General features: G+C 46.9%; 14 protein-coding genes, 3 tRNA genes and 3 rRNA genes. 4 read left to right on the top strand and 16 right to left on the bottom strand.

Going from position 1 to position 21,306, the window contains the following annotated elements:
• Positions 1-10: 10 nt before the first annotated feature.
• From cysC to cysJ, 7 genes are all read right to left on the bottom strand, one after another.
• A complete protein-coding gene (cysC, locus tag XPG1_RS12475) occupies positions 11-607 on the bottom strand; it encodes an adenylyl-sulfate kinase (RefSeq protein WP_045959344.1) in 597 nt (198 codons plus the stop codon).
• On the bottom strand, positions 608-2,050 hold the full coding sequence (gene cysN / locus XPG1_RS12480) for a sulfate adenylyltransferase subunit CysN (RefSeq protein WP_045959345.1): 1,443 nt from the start codon (positions 2,048-2,050) through the stop codon (positions 608-610).
• 11 nt (positions 2,051-2,061) lie between these two features.
• Positions 2,062-2,970 (bottom strand): sulfate adenylyltransferase subunit CysD, encoded by a 909-nt coding sequence (gene cysD, locus XPG1_RS12485; protein WP_045959346.1) that lies wholly within the window; start codon positions 2,968-2,970, stop codon positions 2,062-2,064.
• A 43-nt stretch (positions 2,971-3,013) separates the two neighbouring features.
• On the bottom strand, positions 3,014-4,453 hold the full coding sequence (gene cysG, locus XPG1_RS12490) for a siroheme synthase CysG (RefSeq protein ID WP_045959347.1): 1,440 nt from the start codon (positions 4,451-4,453) through the stop codon (positions 3,014-3,016).
• A gap of 319 nt (positions 4,454-4,772) precedes the next feature.
• Positions 4,773-5,504 (bottom strand): phosphoadenylyl-sulfate reductase, encoded by a 732-nt coding sequence (locus XPG1_RS12495; protein ID WP_045959348.1) that lies wholly within the window; start codon positions 5,502-5,504, stop codon positions 4,773-4,775.
• The gene (cysI, locus tag XPG1_RS12500; protein ID WP_045959349.1) at positions 5,501-7,240 is read right to left on the bottom strand and encodes an assimilatory sulfite reductase (NADPH) hemoprotein subunit; all 1,740 of its coding nucleotides are present in this window, start codon (positions 7,238-7,240) and stop codon (positions 5,501-5,503) included. The genes XPG1_RS12495 and cysI overlap by 4 nt, the downstream gene beginning before the upstream one ends.
• 1 nt (position 7,241) lies before the next feature.
• A complete protein-coding gene (gene cysJ / locus XPG1_RS12505) occupies positions 7,242-9,041 on the bottom strand; it encodes an NADPH-dependent assimilatory sulfite reductase flavoprotein subunit (RefSeq protein ID WP_045960748.1) in 1,800 nt (599 codons plus the stop codon).
• Between the two features lie 269 nt (positions 9,042-9,310).
• Here cysJ and queD point away from each other — a divergent pair, with 269 nt between their 5' ends.
• Positions 9,311-9,673 (top strand): 6-carboxytetrahydropterin synthase QueD, encoded by a 363-nt coding sequence (gene queD, locus XPG1_RS12510; protein ID WP_045959350.1) that lies wholly within the window; start codon positions 9,311-9,313, stop codon positions 9,671-9,673.
• Positions 9,674-9,707: 34 nt separating this feature from the next.
• On the opposite strand, the gene queE is transcribed toward queD, so the two are convergent.
• Entirely contained in the window at positions 9,708-10,379 is a 672-nt protein-coding gene (gene queE, locus XPG1_RS12515) for a 7-carboxy-7-deazaguanine synthase QueE (protein ID WP_045959351.1), read from the bottom strand.
• Between the two features lie 169 nt (positions 10,380-10,548).
• Between queE and XPG1_RS12520 the strand changes: the two genes are divergently transcribed.
• Positions 10,549-11,934, top strand: a complete 1,386-nt coding sequence (locus tag XPG1_RS12520; protein WP_045959352.1) for an amino acid permease — start codon at positions 10,549-10,551, stop codon at positions 11,932-11,934.
• Positions 11,935-12,045: 111 nt separating this feature from the next.
• Here XPG1_RS12520 and XPG1_RS12525 read toward each other — a convergent pair whose 3' ends face one another.
• The 8 genes from XPG1_RS12525 to gmhB form a co-directional block, all read right to left on the bottom strand.
• Positions 12,046-12,858, bottom strand: coding sequence for an endonuclease/exonuclease/phosphatase family protein (locus tag XPG1_RS12525; RefSeq protein ID WP_269450595.1), 813 nt, complete (start codon positions 12,856-12,858; stop codon positions 12,046-12,048).
• 420 nt (positions 12,859-13,278) lie between these two features.
• A tRNA-Asp gene (locus XPG1_RS12530) sits at positions 13,279-13,355 on the bottom strand.
• A gap of 56 nt (positions 13,356-13,411) precedes the next feature.
• A 5S ribosomal RNA gene (gene rrf, locus XPG1_RS12535) occupies positions 13,412-13,527 on the bottom strand.
• 79 nt (positions 13,528-13,606) lie between these two features.
• Positions 13,607-16,514: ribosomal RNA gene (locus tag XPG1_RS12540) — 23S ribosomal RNA — on the bottom strand.
• 168 nt (positions 16,515-16,682) lie between these two features.
• Positions 16,683-16,758, bottom strand: a tRNA-Ala gene (locus tag XPG1_RS12545).
• Between the two features lie 42 nt (positions 16,759-16,800).
• A tRNA-Ile gene (locus XPG1_RS12550) sits at positions 16,801-16,877 on the bottom strand.
• Positions 16,878-16,948: 71 nt separating this feature from the next.
• A 16S ribosomal RNA gene (locus XPG1_RS12555) occupies positions 16,949-18,491 on the bottom strand.
• Together the 16S, 23S and 5S rRNA genes with 3 tRNA genes alongside form the textbook arrangement of a ribosomal RNA operon.
• A 367-nt stretch (positions 18,492-18,858) precedes the next feature.
• A complete protein-coding gene (gene gmhB / locus XPG1_RS12560; protein WP_045960749.1) occupies positions 18,859-19,425 on the bottom strand; it encodes a D-glycero-beta-D-manno-heptose 1,7-bisphosphate 7-phosphatase in 567 nt (188 codons plus the stop codon).
• 191 nt (positions 19,426-19,616) lie between these two features.
• On the opposite strand from gmhB, the gene metN reads away from it, so the two are divergent.
• Positions 19,617-20,648 (top strand): methionine ABC transporter ATP-binding protein MetN, encoded by a 1,032-nt coding sequence (gene metN, locus XPG1_RS12565; RefSeq protein WP_045959354.1) that lies wholly within the window; start codon positions 19,617-19,619, stop codon positions 20,646-20,648.
• Positions 20,641-21,294 carry a methionine ABC transporter permease MetI gene (locus XPG1_RS12570; RefSeq protein ID WP_045959355.1) on the top strand — a complete coding sequence of 218 codons (654 nt, stop codon included), beginning with the start codon at positions 20,641-20,643 and terminating at the stop codon, positions 21,292-21,294. Before metN ends, XPG1_RS12570 begins: the two co-directional genes overlap by 8 nt.
• The last annotated feature ends 12 nt before the right edge of the window (positions 21,295-21,306 follow it).

Consider the following 21,306-nt stretch of genomic DNA (forward strand, 5'->3'; position numbering starts at 1 on the left):
GATGTTGTTGCTAAGCTAACAGGAAACCGCGGTTTTTCAGGACAAAAAGGATTTTTTCAATAGAAGCGCCTATGGATTGTGCGCCATCCAAATGCACGTCTGGCCGGTCAGGCGCTTCATAAGCTGCATCAATTCCGGTGAAATCGGGTAATTCTCCCGCTCGTGCCTTTTTATACAATCCTTTGGGATCACGGGATTCACATATTTCCAGGGGAGTATCAACATAGACTTCAATAAATTGAGCTTTTTCCATTAATTCACGTACTTTTTGCCGTTCTGCCCGATGGGGGGAAATAAAAGCGGTCAATACGACCAACCCCGCATCCACCATCAATTTTGAGACTTCACCGATCCGCCGGATATTCTCCTGCCGATCCCTTTCAGAAAAGCCCAAATCACGGCACAAACCATGACGAATATTATCGCCATCCAGTAAATACGTTTTGATTCCCTGAGAAAATAATGCCTGCTCCAATGCCCCCGCCAGGGTCGATTTCCCTGAACCAGATAGTCCGGTAAACCAAATCACCAGGGCAGGATGCCCATTGGCATGTTCTCGCTGTGCTCTCTCTAAAACATGTGAGTGCCAGATGATATTCTGAACCACTTATTTTCCTCCCAGTAAATCACGCGCTTCCCAGTGAGGGAAATGGCGACGCACTAATTGGTTCAATGCCAGCTCAAACTCACTGTATTCTTTAGGCACTTCATCAGCTTCGGGTTGGATTTCACGGATTAATCCCGCACCGACTGTCACATTTGTCAGGCGATCAATCAGGATGAGGCCGCCGGTATCCGCGTTTTGTGCATAACTGTCGAGCAATAATGGTTCATCAAATGAAAATGCCACCAGCCCGATTGCATTAAGAGGCAATTCAGCCGCATCCTTTTGCGTCAATTTATTGATATCTAATTGATATTGAATATTATCGACTTTACCTCGACTTTTCTTACCTGCAACTTTGATATCCAGGCTTTGTCCTTGCACCAGCGGCTGCTCTGACATCCAGACAACATCAACCAAAGCATGACGCGCCACGTTCATCTGATCTTCAACCGCGACCAATAAATCACCACGGCTGATATCTATCTCATCTTTTAAGACAAGGGTGATTGCTTCTCCGGGGACGGCGAAGGCGAGATCACCGTTAAAAGTCACGATCCTTGCTACCGTAGAAACCACACCTGACGGCATGACTTTAATTTGCTGGCCCTGCCGTAATATCCCCGCTGACAATGTGCCGCTGTATCCACGAAAATCAAGATCGGGACGATTGACATACTGTACGGGAAAACGCAGAGATTGCTCTGTCGCCTCTGTTTGAACATCCACAGTTTCCAGGATCTCCAGTAGCGTTTCTCCCGTATACCACGCCATGTTTTCACGATGGTCAACAATGTTATCCCCTTCCAATGCCGAAATGGGCACGAAATAGAGATTGAGATCAGTCGGTAATTGTGTCGCGAAATTCAAATAATCTTGTTTAATCTGTTCAAATGTCTTTTGTTGATACGCCACTAAATCCATTTTATTGACGGCCACGACCAAATGGCGAATCCCCAACAAGGTGCTGATAAAACTGTGACGACGCGTTTGCTCCTGAACCCCTTTTCGGGCATCGATCAACAAAATGGAGAGATCACTGGTTGAGGCGCCTGTCGCCATATTACGGGTATATTGTTCATGTCCCGGTGTGTCTGCAATGATGAATTTACGTTTTTCTGTGGAGAAATAGCGGTATGCCACGTCAATCGTGATCCCTTGTTCCCGTTCAGCCGCCAACCCGTCAACTAATAAAGCCAGATCGAGTTTTTCCCCCTGAGTCCCTATCCGTTTGCTATCGCTTTGTAAAGTTGCCAGTTGATCTTCATAAATCTGGCGCGTGTCATGCAACAAGCGGCCAATCAGCGTACTTTTACCATCATCCACACTGCCGCAAGTTAAAAAACGAAGTAACCCTTTTTCTTGTTGTGTTCGGAGATAAGCTTCAACCCCACCCTGTTGCTTAATCTGGCTCGCAATGATTTCATTATGTGCAAGTGCTGGCATAACTGGACTCCTTAAAAATAACCCTGACGCTTTTTCAGTTCCATCGAACCTGACTGATCACTATCAATCAGTCGCCCTTGCCGTTCACTCGTGGTTGATATCAACATTTCTTCTATGATTTCCGGCAATGTTTCTGCTTCTGATTCCATCGCCCCGGTCAATGGCCAGCAACCCAGTGTTCTGAAACGCACTTTTCGCTGGCTAATCACTTCCCCGGCTTGCAGATCAATTCGATCGTCATCAACCATAATCAATGTCCCATCACGCTGAATAACCGGGCGGGGTTTAGCAAAATAGAGGGGAACGATATCAATCTGCTCCAGATAGATGTATTGCCAAATATCCAGCTCGGTCCAGTTGGATAATGGGAAAACGCGGATACTTTCCCCTTTGTTAATCTGGCCATTGTAGTTACGCCACAGTTCAGGGCGCTGATTCTTGGGGTCCCAACGATGGGAACGATCGCGGAATGAGTAAATGCGCTCCTTAGCCCGTGATTTTTCTTCATCACGCCGTGCCCCACCAAATGCAGCATCAAAGCCATATTTATCCAGTGCTTGCTTTAACCCTTCTGTTTTCATGATATCTGTATGTTTGGCGCTACCATGAATAAAGGGATTGATTCCCAATGACTCTCCCTGTGGATTACGATAAACCAGTAATTCAAAGCCATATTTTTCCGCAGTACGATCACGGAAGTGATACATATCCTGAAATTTCCAGCCAGTATCCACATGCAATAAAGGGAAAGGCAGTTTTCCCGGATAGAATGCTTTACGAGCCAGATGCAGCATCACAGAAGAATCTTTACCAATCGAATAGAGCATCACCGGGTTGGCAAACTCGGCCGCAACTTCCCGTATGATATGAATGCTTTCCGCTTCCAGTTGTTGCAAATGTGTCAGTCTTTTTTCGTCCATTACTCATTCCTTATACTCAATCAATCACTGCAGAGCGATTGACTTAATCCGCAATATTTCCTGGTTCCATTAAGGGGTGTTGATCAACAGACTTTTCTTGATCAATACATTGCTGTCCAAACCATGCGATCTGATGATGAAGTTTAACCACCTCGCCGACGACCAGTAAGGCAGGTAATGGCGCGTCTTGAGCCAATCGTTCCAATTCGGATAACGTTCCGGTCAATACTTGCTGTTCCGAACGCGTACCACAACCAATCACAGCAACCGGAGTATTGGCATCTCTACCATGTGCAATCAGCTTCTGGCTGATCAACGCAGCCGTCATAATCCCCATATAAATGGCCAATGTTTGGTTACCCCGCGCTAATGCGAGCCAATCCAATTCACTGCCATTTTCACGGCAGTGTCCTGTCATGAACGTGACACTTTGCGCATGTTCTCTGTGGGTCAATGGGATACCGGCGTAGGCTGAAGCCCCCACTGCGGCAGTAATACCAGGTACGACCTGAAAAGGAATGCCCGCTGCGGCCGCAACTTGTAATTCTTCACCGCCACGACCAAAAATAAAGGGATCGCCACCTTTCAGACGAACCACTTTTTTGCCCTGATTGGCTAATTTGATGATAAGTGCATGGATCTCTTCCTGTGCCACTGAGTGGCTGCCCGCTCTTTTCCCAACACAGATTTTATCTGCGTCACGTCGCACCAACTCCAGAATTTCGGCACTCACTAAATGGTCATAAAGAACAACGTCTGCTTGCTGGATCACCTGCAATCCCTTTAAGGTTAATAGCCCTGGATCGCCCGGCCCGGCACCGACCAACGCCAGTTCACCTTGGGGTTGCGGATCAGCTTGAGCTAACTGTTGTTCAAGCTGTTGCTCTGCCTGTCGTAATTGGCCATTGGCAACCAGTGTGGCAAAACGTCCATTAAACGCCTTTTCCCAAAAATAACGCCGTTGATGTATGGCGGTAAAACGCTGTTTGACGCGCCCACGCCAACGTCCTGCAATCGTTGCCATTTTGCCAAGACTAAATGGCAACAAGGACTCCAGTTTTTCTCGCAGTAATCTTGTTAAGACCGGGGATGTTCCGGCTGATGAAATCGCTACCATCATCGGTGAGCGATCAATAATTGATGGAAAAATTGCCGAACAAAGGGATTGGTTATCCACAACATTGGTTAAGATAGTGCGCTTATCGGCTTCGGAAAAAATCTGTTGGTTAAGGAGAGGATCATCGGTCGCCGCAACCACCAGAAATGCGCCAGCAAGATATTCTGTCTTAAACGTTCCCGGTAACCACGTAAATTCGCCTTTCTGATGACGTTGTTGTAATTCGACATGCAGCTCAGGGGCAACAATAGTCAGCACTGCGCCAGTACGAAGTAATAAGTCTGCTTTGCGAGAAGCAATTTCTCCGCCTCCCACCAGCAATACAGATCGGGCTTTAAGCTCAATAAATAAAGGTAAATAGTCCACGATACCATCCCGTGCAACCCGAAAAATAACAGGTATGAGCGTTTAATTATTATGATGACTAAAGAGACAATGAATATATGAGGCTGTGGTTAGGTTATGAAATGACAAAAAAGAATTATTTGTTCCTAAAATGAATAAGCATAATATTCAGGTTATCTTTGATTGTAATCCCTCTCAGATCACTGGATTGAGTATAACAATCAGCAATGCAATCAGGGGAAGACGATACCTTACCCAAGAAGATACCAAAACAGCACATAAATCACATAAATGTGCGCTCTCCCCCGCATGTTTCTATCTTGGTGACTATTCTTGGCAACTATTCGTGCAAACCGCATTCACGTTTCAAGCCAAAGAAACGGGTTTGTTCTTCGCTCATGCCCGGTTCCCATTTTTGCGTAGTATGAATATCACCTACCGACAGGTAACCCTGCGCCCATAATGGATGATATTCCAGACCATGTTTTGTCAGGTATTGATGTACCTGGCGATTATCCCAATCAATAATAGGCAGAATTTTGAAAACACCCCGTTGGATTGCCAGTACCGGTAAGTTAGTGCGGCTCTCCGATTGCTGGCGGCGCAAACCGGCAAACCAGCTTTGCGCTTGCAGTGTCTGCAATGCGCATTTCATTGGTTCCACTTTGTTGATGTGATTATAACACTCAATCCCTTCGATTCCTTGCTCCCATAATTTGCCATAACGCGCTTCTTGCCAGGCCGGAGAGTGCTCTGCACGAAAAATTTTCAAGTTCAGGCCGAGTTTTTCCGTTAATTCATCGATAAATTGGTATGTTTCAGGAAATAAATACCCCGTATCAGTCAGCACGACCGGAATATCAGGATATTCCCGGGTCACAAGATGCAAACAAACTGCCGCCTGAATACCAAAACTGGACGAAAGCACAAATTCACCGGGCAGATGCTCCAGCGCCCACTTCACGCGTTCACGCGCATCCAGTCGTTCCAGTTGTTGATTGGTTTCTGCCAATAACGTCGCTTGCTGTGCTGGTGTTAATGCGACCAGCTCCGATAAATCCAATCCACTCATACCGCCTCCTGCCAGTCATAAAAATCGACAGCGGAATTCAATACCGGCTTGATAATATCCGCACGGATCAGAAAATCGCCAAAACATTCATTGGTATGGCGTTCTGATGCCCAACGGCCAATGAGTTCATCCAATATCTGAAGGATCTCCGCTGAAGTGATATTTTCCCTGTACATACGAGGGATCCGGTCACCAATACGGTTTCCGCCAAGATGCAGGTTGTAACGATCCAATGCTTTACCCACCAGCCCAATTTCTGCCAGCATCGCCCGGCCACAACCATTGGGGCAGCCTGTGACTCGCAATATGATCTCTTCATCACCCACACCATGCTTTTCCATTAATACATCAACAGCGTCGATAAATGTCGGCAAGAAACGCTCAGCTTCGGCCATCGCTAAGGGGCACGTCGGGAATGAAACACAAGCCATCGCATGATGACGCAGCGTTGTCACGCTATCATCCATTAAGCCGTAGGCGCGAGCAATGTCTTCAATCCGTGCTTTTTCACGCTCAGGAATGCCCGCCACAATCAGGTTTTGGTTGGCGGTCAAGCGAAAATCACCTTGGTGGATTTTCGCAATTTCTGCGATCCCCGTTTTTAGCGGCTTGTTGGGATAATCGAACAACCGACCATTTTCAATAAATAAGGTCAAATGCCATTGATCATCAATACCTTTTAACCAACCAATTTGATCACCCCGCCCTGTGAATGCATATGGGCGAATGGCTGCAAACTTCACACCAGCACGCTTCTCAACCTCTTGTTTAAAAGTGTCGATACCGACGCGCTCAAGGGTATATTTGGTTTTCGCGTTTTTACGTTCGGTTCGGTTACCCCAATCACGCTGAGTTGTCACTATTGCCTCTGCAATAGCCAGTGTGTGTTCCAGAGCAATGAAACCAAATTCACTCGCCAGCCGTGGGAAGGTCTTTTTGTCACCGTGGGTCATGGCTAATCCCCCCCCCACCAGCACGTTAAAGCCAATTAATTGATCATCTTCTGCAATAGCAACAAAGTTCATATCATTGGCATGCAGATCCACATCATTTTGTGGCGGAATAACCACTGAGGTTTTGAATTTACGTGGCAGATAAGTCGCGCCCAGAATAGGTTCTTCATCGGTTGTGGCGATTTTTTCTTTATCCAACCAGATCTCAGCATAGGCATGAGTACGAGGCAACAAGTGTTCCGAGATTTTTTTCGCCCACTCATAAGCCTGTTGATGTAACACCGATTGCACCGGATTGGATGTACACAGCACGTTACGGTTGACATCATTGGCCGTAGCCAGTGAATCCAGTCCGATCTGTGCCAGTAATTGATGGGCGGGCTTGAGGTTATTTTTTAAGATCCCATGAAACTGGAATGTCTGTCGGTTGGTCAGCCTGATGCTGCCGTATAGCGTATTTTCGGTTGCAAAGCGATCGATGCCTAACCATTGGTTAGGGGTAATAATACCGCCCGGCAAGCGACAGCGCAGCATCATGGCATAGCGGGGTTCGAGTTTTTGTTCTGCGCGCTCTGCGCGAATATCACGGTCATCTTGCTGATACATGCCATGAAAACGGATGAGAAGGAAATTATCCCCCTCAAATCCCCCGGCCAACCCATTTTTTAAATCTTCGCTGATCGTGCCTCGCAGGTAATTGCTGGTCGACTTCATACGCTCACTGTCTGCCAGTTTGCCTTCAACGATCAAAGAACCTGTTTTTTCTTTGCTCACATTGCTCATATTAGTACACATCTCTCTGATAACGGCGCTCAAGGCGCAATTCGCTCAAGAATTCATCGGCCTGTTCAGCATCCATGCCACTATATTGTGAAATAATGCTCAATAGGGCTTGTTCTACGTCTTTTGCCATGCGGTTCGCATCGCCACACACATACACATGTGCGCCATCCTGAATCCAGCGCCAGATTTCTTCACCCTGTTCATTCAGTTTGTCTTGTACATACACTTTATGCTGCTGATCCCTTGACCATGCCAGATCAATACGGGTCAATAAGCCCTCTTTCACGTAGCGCTGGAATTCAACCTGATAAAGAAAATCTTCGACAAAATGGGGATTACCAAAAAACAACCAGTTCTTACCGGTGGCTCCCTGATTGTCACGATGCTGCAAAAATGCCCTGAACGGAGCAACCCCGGTTCCCGGTCCAATCATAATGACCGGGGTATTCGGATCTGTCGGTAAACGGAAGTTATTGTTCTGTTCAATGAAAACCCGGATGTTGTCATCCTCCTGCAAGCGATCCGCCAGATAACCTGACGCACCGCCAGTACGCGCACGCCCTTCAATGTCATAACGAACCACCCCCACGGTAATGTGGACTTCGTTTCCCACTTCCGAGGGAGAAGAGGAGATAGAATAGAGTCGCGGCGTCAACGGACGTAATAAGTCAATAAATTGTTGGGCCTCTGGGTGTGCTGCAACCGATCTGACCATATCGACAATCGGTGTTGTCTGGGCGTATTGCTGCAATGCAGGTTTGTTTGCCACTAATGCCAACAATGAGTCATCCTTTGCCAAGGCGGCATATTTCTCAACAATCATGCTGTTATTTTGCGTCAGCTCTACATGGCTGATCAGCGCTTCACGCAATGAAAGTGACTTTCCATGCACAGTGACGTGTTCTGAACCATCCCTCCAAAGCAGAGCGATTAATTCATCCACTAAAGCCGGATCATTTTCAAACCAAACCCCCAGCGCATCTCCTGGCTGATAACGCAACCCGGAATCACCTAAATCAATTTCAATATGGCGAACATCTTTGTCAGATCCACGCCCGGTTATTTTCTGATTAGTCAACAGAGAGGCCGTTAGAGGCATTTCTTTGGTATACGTTGGGGCTTCTTTGCTATGTTCTGCCATTACCGTTGACGGAGTCGGTCGTGTAGTTTGCGCTGACAACCGCTGTGTCAAAATCGCCGTGATTTGCTGACGCCATTGATCCGCTTGTTCCTGGTATTCCACATCTGCATCGACTCGTGCTAGCAAACGTTGTGCCCCAAGTTCATGCAAACGACGGTCAAAATCTTTCCCCGCTTGACAGAAGTTTTCGTACGACGTATCACCCAGACCAAAGACGGCATATACTGTCTCTTTCATGGATGGCGCTTTTTTGGAATAAAGATATTTATACAGTGCTACAGCTTCTTCAGCAGGCTCGCCTTCACCTTGTGTTGAAGCAATCACAATCAATACGCGTTCTTGAGAAATCTGTTTAAATTTATAGTCACCCGCATTCATCAAGTTCACGTTGAGATTTTCAGCCAACAGTGAATCTCTCAGTTGTTCAGCTAAACGACGGGCATTGCCTGTTTGCGATGCAGCAAGCAAGGTTACGGTTTCCGGGGCGGAAACGGTTAAAGCTTCCACCCCAGTTTGAGGTTGTTGGTTTACCATTCCCCAAAAATAGCCAGATAACCAAGCTAATTGATGTGAGGAAAAATCACTAATTGCAGATTGCAAGCGTGATAATTGTTCTGGAGAAACAGGTAGTAATACTGTTGAAGGTGGTTTTACGGTCATGATCCCAGTGCCTTTTGCCATCGCCAATATCCATGCCGTAAAAAGTGTAGAAATCATAAACATGGATTAATTATCAGGTTATCCCAGAATAGGCGCAGTCTTTAAAGAAAGGATCGCAATATATCATAACCAAAATGCCTAACTTTATTTACAGATTTAATATATCGATAAAGTCGTTAAGGATTGTGCTTTTTACCTCCAGAAAAATCACGTTATGCTTGCAAAGTTCAGGTAGAATAGCCGGCCTTTTGCAATCAGGGGAAAGCATTATGAGTACAACTATCTTTAAAGATTTTCAATTCGAGGCCGCGCATCGCCTTCCAAACGTACCTGAAGGACACAAATGTGGGCGTCTGCATGGGCATTCATTTATGGTACGTCTGGAAATAACCGGAGAAATCGATCCTGTCAGTGGCTGGCTAATGGATTTTGCCGATGTGAAAGCGGCTTTTAAACCGATCTGGGAACAACTTGATCACCACTATCTCAATGAGATTCCTGGGCTTGAAAATCCCACCAGTGAAGTCTTGGCGAAGTGGATTTGGGCAATGTTAAAATCAACATTACCTCAACTCAGTGCTGTGATCGTCAAAGAAACCTGTAGTGCAGGCAGTATCTATCAGGGCAAATAAAGATTCAGCACCAGAAGCTGGTGCTGAATGTGATTTAAGCAATATTCAAGTACTTATGCGTTTGCATCGAAAAACGCCAGTTACGAGCAATACACGTTTCGATGCACAGGCGGGTTGCATCTTCTTTCTGACTAATCGGCTGTAAGGCGATAACGGGTATCGGGTTTCCATCAAGCATAGTCAATAATTCATCCAATGCTTCAATATCGCGCTGCCGCCCGACAGGATGTTTGATTTCATCAGCGCGTTTCAGCGCTTCAGGCAAAACCTGATACCCTCCACGCATTTTCACTTTCGGCGAGACTGTTACCCAAGTTTTATCCGTACATTGAATCACGTGTGTCCCGCTTGTCTCTATCTGACATTGATAGCCTTCACTTTCCAGTGTCGCGGTCAAAGGGCGCAAATCATACAGGCACGGTTCTCCCCCAGTGATAACAATATGTTTCGCACTGTAACCTTGATGAATAAATATATTCAGCAACTGTTTTGCAGTAGCGACACCCCACAAATCACTTTCTTGTGATTTCAATAAGATATTTTCTATCGGCTGCTGTTTATCCGCCTCTTTTTCCCACGTATGTTTGGTATCACACCAACTGCACCCTACCGGACATCCTTGTAATCGAATGAAAACCGAAGGTACGCCGGTAAATACACCTTCTCCCTGTAAAGTTTGAAAGATTTCATTTATTGGGTAAATCATAAAAAAACTCTGGTTTTAATAAACTGCCCGTTATTATTACAGATATCTATCCCGCGAACATCCCTCTTTATGATATGGTACGAGGTTGCTTTTACTGGCATCTCACGCCAGACAGAGCATTGTGTGCCTGAAATACTCTCTGGCATGAAAGGATAGATGGGAATAACGAATGCAAAATAATGAAAATCAGCTTAAACAAGGTCTAAGCGTGCGGCACATTCGCTTTATGGCTTTAGGCTCTGCAATAGGTACAGGGCTGTTTTATGGCTCAGCAGCGGCGATACAGCAAGCCGGCCCCGCAGTATTGTTGGCCTATTTACTCGGTGGTGCTGCCGTATTTATCGTGATGAGAGCACTTGGCGAAATGGCCGTTAACCATCCCGTTTCTGGTTCTTTTTCACAATATGCCAGCCATTATCTGGGGCCTTTGGCCGGTTTTTTAACTGGCTGGATCTATATCCTCGAAATGCTGTTTGTTTGTCTGGCTGATATTACTGTATTCGGCACTTATATGACATTTTGGTTTCCCGATGTTGAACAGTGGATCTGGGTTCTGGGCATTGTATGTTTTATTGGTGCCTTGAATCTGTGTCATGTCAAAATTTTCGGTGAAATGGAATTCTGGCTTTCGATCGTTAAAGTCAGTGCCATTATTGCGATGATTATTGGCGGGCTGACCATTATGTTTTACGGTTTCGGGCAAACAACTGCACATGCCCCCGGCTTGTCTAATCTATGGGAGCATGGCGGCTTTATGCCAAATGGCATCAGCGGCGTGATCGCTTCATTCGCCATTGTCATGTTCGCTTTTGGCGGTATCGAAGTTATTGGGATTACGGCCAGTGAAGCAAAAGATCCAGAAAAAACGATCCCTAAAGCAATTAATGCGGTTCCCTTTCGTATCTTGATCTTCTATGTCTTGACGCTGTGTATTCTGATGAGTATTTATCCATGGAATCAAATTGGTCAAAGTGGAAGCCCATTTGTACAAATTTTTTCCAATTTAGGTATTGGTTCAGCCGCAAATATTCTGAATGTGGTCGTGATTACCGCCGCGATTTCGGCTATCAATAGTGATATTTTTGGCGCAGGCAGAATGATGTATGGCATGGCTCAAGAAGGACAGGCGCCAGAATCATTCAAAAAATTGACCCGCAATGGTGTTCCATGGATGACCGTGTTGGTCATGATTGCAGTCCTGTTACTCGGCGTGGTTCTCAATTATCTGATCCCTAAAAAAATCTTTATTCTTATCGCCTCTGTCGCCACATTCGCAACCGTCTGGGTATGGCTGATGATTTTAATTTCACACGTTGCTATGCGTCGCCAAATGAGTGCGGAAGAAATCAAAACACTGAAATTTCCAATCCCAATGTGGCCAATTGCGCCTGCAATTACGATCGTTTTCATGATCAGTGTTATCACATTGTTAGGCTATTTTGAGCAAACAAGGGATGCGCTCTATGTTGGTTTAGGTTGGGTATGCGTACTTACTCTGGCCTATTTTTTCGGTGTGAAGAAGAAGCTATCAACAACACGTTCCGCTAATCGGTAATCATTAATCCTGTTGTAAAAAGCGTCGGTCATCTCCGGCGCTTTTTTATCTGTTCTTTCTCTATAGCGCCCGAATCTTTTTTCTTCCCTGTGATCAGCCCACAAAATATGGTCACAAGGAGAAATTCACTCTCAGTGGGTTATGATCAGAAGCGCCTGTCGTAACAACAGTTGCTTGCGAAACTTTTAGTCCACGATAAAAAATAAAATCCAACGGTTTGCCAAAAACGATCGTTCTATGATCATCATTAAAATACACTTCTTTCAATTCCATGCGATGTGTGAAACGTTCCAATATGTCTAATCGCTGTCGACTCCATGCATTAAAATCTCCGGCAAAAATGACCGGACCATGATGCAAGCTTATATGCATACCAATATTATTTAATTGCCGACGATAAACATCGACACCAAGACTGAAATTAATGGCATGCACGTTAATCACCATCAACTGGCGTTTATCGGGCAGCGAATAAACGGTGATTAATGATGATTTAGATAACCTGAGTATTGGCTCTTTCTCACGAAGTGGACAGCAATATATTGGTGGAGACGAGGCTAATGTCATCACTCCTGATGGATGCTGAGGAAGCGATAATGCTGGCACCTGATCAGCAACCAAACCACTCTTTGTAATGAATTCCTGTAAAGCTGGGGTGGTTTGTGCCTCTTGCAACAAAATAAGGTCACTCCCCTTAATTAAAGCAGCTAAAACATGGTGCCATGATGGACGGTGTTGCTTATAGATATTCCAGATAGTGACAGAAAGTTCAAGATTGTTGGTCAGAAACGGCTCACCATGTGGTAACGATGCCTCTTCAAGTAGTTGCTTAGATGTGGGGAAAACGCGCTCTACAGGCTGACCAGCGACATATCTCATTGCGTAATCTTTTTGAGCATATTCTTTTCTTGCCCAACTTCTTATTAGATAACTGTTTCTGATCAAGTTTCCCCCAACCGACTTTAACACCGCCACCCGACTAATATGACATTTTACCCATTGATTTCAATTTTTAATGCTTAAAAATACCACATTGTGCTATAACACCATGTAAAAATTTATTTGTTTTAATCTAAGCATGAAATCAATAGCGTAATAAATTAACATTAAAAAAACGTCATTTTTAACTAAAATAAATTAATTCATCAAATTATTTACTATTCATTAAAAAAGCAGAAATAAACGGGGACCTGCACTAAAGGTGTCACGCTATCAACATGGGATAAGATCAGCCTGTATCAGGCGTAATATAGAAGAGTGTCAGAATACGACTTTTATCGCTATAGAAGACGACAAACAGAAAAAACCCTGCGAGAAATCTCTCAGGGTTTTTTCCAAATACGGTGGCGGTGCGGACGGGACTCGAACCCGCGACCCCCGGCGTGACAGGCCGGTATTCTAACCAACTGAACTACCGCACCACCGAATTTCTTTCGCCTGGCTGCCTTTTGTGCCGGCAACCGGCCTTTTAATCAATGTCTGGCAGTGTCCTACTCTCACATGGGGAGACCCCACACTACCATCGGCGCTACGGCGTTTCACTGCTGAGTTCGGCATGGGGTCAGGTGGGACCACCGCGCTATTGCCGCCAGACAAATCCGGTTTTCAATCTCGAACAAGCTATTTCTCTCTGAAACTCTCTCTCTGCCCACTAAAACACCTTCGGTGTTGTCAGGTTAAGCCTCTCGGTTCATTAGTACTGGTTAGCTCAACGTATCGCTACGCTTACACACCCAGCCTATCCACGTCTTCGTCTTAAACGTTCCTTCAGGACCCTCTAAGGGTCAGGGAAGACTCATCTTAAGGCAAGTTTCCCGCTTAGATGCTTTCAGCGGTTATCTCTTCCGCACTTAGCTACCGGGCAATGCCATTGGCATGACAACCCGAACACCAGTGGTGCGTCCACTCCGGTCCTCTCGTACTAGGAGCAGCCCCTTGCAATCTTCCAACGCCCACGGCAGATAGGGACCGAACTGTCTCACGACGTTCTAAACCCAGCTCGCGTACCACTTTAAATGGCGAACAGCCATACCCTTGGGACCTACTTCAGCCCCAGGATGTGATGAGCCGACATCGAGGTGCCAAACACCGCCGTCGATATGAACTCTTGGGCGGTATCAGCCTGTTATCCCCGGAGTACCTTTTATCCGTTGAGCGATGGCCCTTCCATGCAGAACCACCGGATCACTAAGACCTACTTTCGTACCTGCTCGCGCCGTCACGCTCGCAGTCAAGCTAGCTTATGCCTTTGCACTAACCTCACGATGTCCGACCGTGATTAGCTAACCTTCGTGCTCCTCCGTTACACTTTGGGAGGAGACCGCCCCAGTCAAACTACCCACCAGACACTGTCCGCAACCCGGATGACGGGTCCACGTTAGAACATCAAACATTCAAGGGTGGTATTTCAAGGATGGCTCCATGCAGACTGGCGTCCACACTTCCAGGCCTCCCACCTATCCTACACATCAAGGCTCCATGTTCAGTGTCAAGCTATAGTAAAGGTTCACGGGGTCTTTCCGTCTTGCCGCGGGTACACTGCATCTTCACAGCGAGTTCAATTTCACTGAGTCTCGGGTGGAGACAGCCTGGCCATCATTACGCCATTCGTGCAGGTCGGAACTTACCCGACAAGGAATTTCGCTACCTTAGGACCGTTATAGTTACGGCCGCCGTTTACTGGGGCTTCGATCAAGAGCTTCGCCTTGCGGCTAACCCCATCAATTAACCTTCCAGCACCGGGCAGGCGTCACACCGTATACGTCCACTTACGTGTTTGCACAGTGCTGTGTTTTTATTAAACAGTTGCAGCCAGCTGGTCTCTGCGACTGGCCTCGGCTCCGGACGCGCGGTCCTTCACCTAACGCCAGCGTGCCTTCTCCCGAAGTTACGGCACCATTTTGCCTAGTTCCTTCACCCGAGTTCTCTCAAGCGCCTGAGTATTCTCTACCTGACCACCTGTGTCGGTTTGGGGTACGATTAATGATAATCTGGAGCTTAGAGGCTTTTCCTGGAAGCAGGGCATCAGCAACTTCGCCACCGTAGTGACTCGTCATCAGACCTCAGTGTGATGGTCAGCCGGATTTACCTGGCTCACCCACCTACATCCTTAAACCGGGACAACCGTCGCCCGGCCTGCCTAGCCTTCTCCGTCCCCCCATCGCAATTATCACCAGTACAGGAATATTAACCTGTTGCCCATCGACTACGCTTTTCAGCCTCGCCTTAGGGGTCGACTCACCCTGCCCCGATTAACGTTGGACAGGAACCCTTGGTCTTCCGGCGAGCGGGTTTTTCACCCGCTTTATCGTTACTTATGTCAGCATTCGCACTTCTGATACCTCCAGCAGACCTCACAGTCCCCCTTCAACGGCTTACAGAACGCTCCCCTACCCAACAACACCTTAAGTGTCGCTGCCGCAGCTTCGGTGCATGGTTTAGCCCCGTTACATCTTCCGCGCAGGCCGACTCGACCAGTGAGCTATTACGCTTTCTTTAAATGATGGCTGCTTCTAAGCCAACATCCTGGCTGTCTGAGCCTTCCCACTTCGTTTCCCACTTAACCATGACTTCGGGACCTTAGCTGGCGGTCTGGGTTGTTTCCCTCTTCACGACGGACGTTAGCACCCGCCGTGTGTCTCCCGTGATAACATTCTTCGGTATTCGCAGTTTGCATCGGGTTGGTAAGTCGGGATGACCCCCTAGCCGAAACAGTGCTCTACCCCCGAAGATGAATTCACGAGGCGCTACCTAAATAGCTTTCGGGGAGAACCAGCTATCTCCCGGTTTGATTGGCCTTTCACCCCCAGCCACAAGTCATCCGCTAATTTTTCAACATTAGTCGGTTCGGTCCTCCAGTTAGTGTTACCCAACCTTCAACCTGCCCATGGCTAGATCACCGGGTTTCGGGTCTATACCCTGCAACTTAACGCCCAGTTAAGACTCGGTTTCCCTGCGGCTCCCCTATACGGTTAACCTTGCTACAGAATATAAGTCGCTGACCCATTATACAAAAGGTACGCAGTCACACCCTAAAGGGTGCTCCCACTGCTTGTACGTACACGGTTTCAGGTTCTCTTTCACTCCCCTCGCCGGGGTTCTTTTCGCCTTTCCCTCACGGTACTGGTTCACTATCGGTCAGTCAGGAGTATTTAGCCTTGGAGGATGGTCCCCCCACATTCAGACAGGATACCACGTGTCCCGTCCTACTCATCGAGCTCACACTGCCAACGCCTTCGGATACGGGGCTATCACCCTTTACTGCCGGCCTTTCCAGACCGTTCTCCTGACGCTGACACTGCTGATGGCTCTGGGCTGCTCCCCGTTCGCTCGCCGCTACTGGGGGAATCTCGGTTGATTTCTTTTCCTCGGGGTACTGAGATGTTTCAGTTCCCCCGGTTCGCCTCATTAACCTATGAATTCAGTTAATGATAGTGTGACAAGTCACACTGGGTTTCCCCATTCGGACATCGCCGGCTATCACGGTTCATATCACCTTACCGGCGCTTATCGCAGATTAGCACGTCCTTCATCGCCTCTGACTGCCTAGGCATCCACCGTGTACGCTTATTCGCTTAACCTCACAACCCGAAGGTGTCTTCGGAGATGCGGGTTGAGAGACGCCTCAATACTGTCTTAACAGCACTGAGTGTTTCAAATTTTCAGCTTGTTCCAGATTGTTAAAGAGCAAAAATTTCACAACACACGCCGTGCCTGTGTTCTGAAATGGTTTTATTCATCGAAGAGGATGGTGGAGCTAAGCGGGATCGAACCGCTGACCTCCTGCGTGCAAGGCAGGCGCTCTCCCAGCTGAGCTATAGCCCCATTAAGATACCGTGCGCCTTCACCGTCTGCCGGGTCTGGACTTGGTAGGCCTGAGTGGACTTGAACCACCGACCTCACCCTTATCAGGGGTGCGCTCTAACCACGTGAGCTACAAGCCTATGCCGATACCGTCTCTTCATTTTCATCAGACAATCTGTGTGAGCACTGCAACAATAACCTATCTTCGGTTTAAGGAGGTGATCCAACCGCAGGTTCCCCTACGGTTACCTTGTTACGACTTCACCCCAGTCATGAATCACAAAGTGGTAAGCGCCCCCCCGAAGGTTAAGCTACCTACTTCTTTTGCAACCCACTCCCATGGTGTGACGGGCGGTGTGTACAAGGCCCGGGAACGTATTCACCGTAGCATTCTGATCTACGATTACTAGCGATTCCGACTTCATGGAGTCGAGTTGCAGACTCCAATCCGGACTACGACAGACTTTATGAGGTCCGCTTGCTCTCGCGAGGTCGCTTCTCTTTGTATCTGCCATTGTAGCACGTGTGTAGCCCTACTCGTAAGGGCCATGATGACTTGACGTCATCCCCACCTTCCTCCGGTTTATCACCGGCAGTCTCCCTTGAGTTCCCACCATCACGTGCTGGCAACAAAGGATAAGGGTTGCGCTCGTTGCGGGACTTAACCCAACATTTCACAACACGAGCTGACGACAGCCATGCAGCACCTGTCTCACGGTTCCCGAAGGCACTTTCGCATCTCTGCAAAATTCCGTGGATGTCAAGAGTAGGTAAGGTTCTTCGCGTTGCATCGAATTAAACCACATGCTCCACCGCTTGTGCGGGCCCCCGTCAATTCATTTGAGTTTTAACCTTGCGGCCGTACTCCCCAGGCGGTCGATTTAACGCGTTAGCTCCGGAAGCCACAGCTCTAGGCCACAACCTCCAAATCGACATCGTTTACAGCGTGGACTACCAGGGTATCTAATCCTGTTTGCTCCCCACGCTTTCGCACCTGAGCGTCAGTCTTCGTCCAGGGGGCCGCCTTCGCCACCGGTATTCCTCCACATCTCTACGCATTTCACCGCTACACGTGGAATTCTACCCCCCTCTACGAGACTCTAGCCAACCAGTCTTAGATGCCGTTCCCAGGTTAAGCCCGGGGATTTCACATCTAACTTAATTGACCGCCTGCGTGCGCTTTACGCCCAGTAATTCCGATTAACGCTTGCACCCTCCGTATTACCGCGGCTGCTGGCACGGAGTTAGCCGGTGCTTCTTCTGCGGGTAACGTCAAACGCCAACCTTATTCAGGTTCACGCCTTCCTCCCCGCTGAAAGTACTTTACAACCCGAAGGCCTTCTTCATACACGCGGCATGGCTGCATCAGGCTTGCGCCCATTGTGCAATATTCCCCACTGCTGCCTCCCGTAGGAGTCTGGGCCGTGTCTCAGTCCCAGTGTGGCTGGTCATCCTCTCAGACCAGCTAGGGATCGTCGCCTAGGTGAGCCTTTACCCCACCTACTAGCTAATCCCATCTGGGTTCATCCGATGGCGTGAGGCCCGAAGGTCCCCCACTTTGCTCCACAGAGATTATGCGGTATTAGCCACCGTTTCCAGTGGTTATCCCCCGCCATCGGGCAGATCCCCAGACATTACTCACCCGTCCGCCGCTCGCCGGCAAGAAAGCACGCTTTCTCCCGCTGCCGCTCGACTTGCATGTGTTAGGCCTGCCGCCAGCGTTCAATCTGAGCCATGATCAAACTCTTCAATTAAAAGTCTGATGCTCAAAGAATTAAACGGTTTATTCATAATGAATTCACTGTTAGTCACTCTTTAAGACTTGATTCTTTCTTTCGCCTTTCGGCGTTGCGATAGTGTCTTGCGAGTGCCCACACAGATTGTCTGATTAATTTGTTAAAGAGCGTGTCAACCGGGCATTGCTGCCGGGTTGCGAGGCTGCGTATCTTACGCTTTCCTCTCTCAGTGTCAAGCCTTATTTTTCAAGGCGTTTCACTTTGTCATCCTGACAGGTTTGTGTGTTTGTCGTGACAACGGATGCGCATTATAGGCATCCTTCTAATTTAGGCAAGCCTTTTTTTGTGATTTATCATTTAACAGCTCACAATTTAGTCCAACAGGCTATTTTTGCCTGTTTTTTATCACATCTGGCAGATCTGACAAGCGATTAATGACTAAATCGGCAGCATGTTCTGCATCTTCTGTGATGGGTTTTCCTGTACGAACGAGAACCTTAGTACCAATTTTCGCGGCATCGGCTGCCAACATATCTTCTATTTTGTCCCCGACCATATAAGAAGAGGACATGTCGATATGTAATTCTTTCTGTGCATCCAGCAACATACCCGGTTGTGGTTTGCGGCAGTTACAGTTCTTCTTATATTCTTCATCCTCTGCTTCTGGATGATGTGGACAATAATAGATGCCATCAAGATCAACCCCCCGATCTGCTAATGACCAATCCATCCATTCAGTTAATTGCATAAACTGCTCTTCAGTAAAGAACCGACGTGCAATACCTGATTGATTTGTCACCAAAACCAGAGCATAACCCATTTTTTTCAACTCAATCATGGCTTCAATCGCACCATCAATAAATTGAAAGTTATCTATCTCATGGACATAACCATGATCGATGTTAATCGTGCCGTCACGATCTAAAAATACGGCGGGAATACCTTGAGTCACCTGATTGCTCCAAGAATGTACCGAGTAATGTACCAAGTAGAGAGTATCGCATGATTTATCACTGAATGAGAATGCAGCATTTAATTTATTCATAGTTGACTTAGACGTCTAGACGCCTTAACATCCACTTTAATTCATGACTTGTTGAAGTATTCTCAAGTCATTCATCTTGATATCTAATAAGAAAAAAAATGATAAGACTGACTCAGATAAATAAAGTATTTCAACAAGGAACGCGCTCGATAAAAGCGCTTTCAGATATCAACCTACATGTCCCACAGGGACAAATTTATGGTGTTATTGGTTCTTCCGGTGCCGGTAAAAGCACATTAATCCGCTGTGTTAATATGCTGGAACGCCCGACTTCTGGACAAGTATTCGTTGCAGGGCAGGAGCTCACTTCGCTTTCGGCGCGTGAACTCACTCATGCACGTCGTCATATTGGTATGATTTTCCAGCACTTTAATTTGCTGTCATCCAGAACCGTGTTTGATAATGTTGCGTTACCTTTGGAACTGAGTAACACGCCAAAAACTGAAATAAAGGCCAAAGTTAACGAATTACTAGAATTAGTCGGTCTCGCTGACAAACATGATGCCTATCCTGCCAATTTATCTGGTGGACAAAAGCAACGTGTTGCAATTGCACGGGCACTCGCTAACTCACCCAAAGTCCTTCTGTGTGACGAAGCGACCAGTGCTCTTGATCCAGCCACAACCCGTTCTATTCTGGAGCTATTAAAAGACATTAATCGTCGATTGGGGTTAACTATTTTGTTAATTACCCATGAAATGGATGTCGTTAAACGTATCTGCGATCAAGTGGCCGTCATCAGTGGGGGGCAACTCATCGAACAAGATAGTGTAAGCGAGATCTTCTCGCATCCTAAGACGCCTGTAGCTCAGGAATTTATCAAATCGACGCTGCATTTGGATATTCCTGAAGACTTCTTGAAGAAGTTAAAACCGGAACCTGCGCCTGATCTTAGCCCATTATTGAAGTTAGAGTTCACGGGTCAATCCGTTGACGCACCTCTGATTTCGATGGCTGTTCGCCGCTTTAATATTGATATCAGCATATTAAGTTCTCAAATCGACTACGCTGGCGGGGTTAAGTTTGGCGTTATGCTGGCTGAGTTAGATGGGGAAAACGATAGTATCAAATCAACAATTGTCTTTTTAGAAGAGCATCATGTAAAAGTGGAGATTCTCGGTTATGTCTGAAGGAATGATTTTATTGTTAGCTCAAGGAGTCTGGGAAACTCTTGTAATGACTTTCGTTTCCGGTTTCTTTGGTTTTGTTATCGGATTACCGGCGGGCGTACTTTTATATGTCACCCGTCCTGGGCAGATCATTGAAAATGTAACGCTTTATCGCGTACTTTCTACCCTGGTAAATATTACACGTTCAATCCCTTTTATTATTCTATTGGTATGGATGATTCCATTTACTCGTCTGATAGTCGGAACCTCCATCGGTTTGCAGGCAGCGATTGTTCCATTGACCGTGGGAGCTGCACCATTTATTGCCCGCATGGTAGAAAATGCATTATTAGAAATTCCGGCCGGTTTAATTGAAGCGGCACGTGCAATGGGAGCAACACCGTTTCAGATTGTCAAAAAAATCCTATTGCCAGAAGCATTATCCGGTTTGATTAATGCCGCAACCATAACCCTCATCACATTAGTTGGTTATTCCGCCATGGGCGGTGCCGTTGGTGCTGGTGGTCTGGGGCAGATTGGCTATCAGTATGGATATATCGGCTATAATGCGACCGTGATGAATACCGTATTAGCGTTATTGGTTGTTTTAGTGTTCTTAATTCAGCTAAGTGGTGATCGTTTAGTCAAAGCTGTAAATCGTAAATAAGATTATTTCAAC

This window comes from Xenorhabdus poinarii G6 (genome assembly GCF_000968175.1).
Lineage (GTDB): Bacteria > Pseudomonadota > Gammaproteobacteria > Enterobacterales > Enterobacteriaceae > Xenorhabdus > Xenorhabdus poinarii.